The sequence below is a fragment of the Paenibacillus sp. 598K genome (assembly GCF_003851045.1).
GTDB lineage: Bacteria > Bacillota > Bacilli > Paenibacillales > Paenibacillaceae > Paenibacillus_D.
In genome coordinates, this window is sequence record NZ_BFBX01000409.1 from 1 (window position 1) to 243 (window position 243).

A 243-nucleotide genomic window follows, 5' to 3' on the forward strand; every position below is an offset into this window, starting at 1 on the left:
GAGTGGAGCGCCTCGGGCGGCGAACTGCGGCCGAGGATGGGCTCGACTGACGGCCAAGGCCGTCTGGTCGCCGACTATACCGCCCCTATGACCAAGGGGACGATCACGGTGACGGCGACAGCGGTGCATGGCGTCCGGCAGACGCTGACGCTGCAGGTTGCGGATGCGCCGACCCCGCCGATCTCGCAGCCGTGGACGCCTCCGATATGGCCTACGCCGGGCGAGCCATCTGCTCCCTTGCCG

1 protein-coding gene is annotated in these 243 nt (G+C 70.0%); it reads left to right on the forward strand.

Annotation, left to right across the window (positions count from 1 at the left end; all coding sequences use genetic code 11):
- The coding region (locus PA598K_RS37110; protein WP_221414219.1) for a hypothetical protein at positions 1–243 on the forward strand (243 nt) is incomplete at both ends.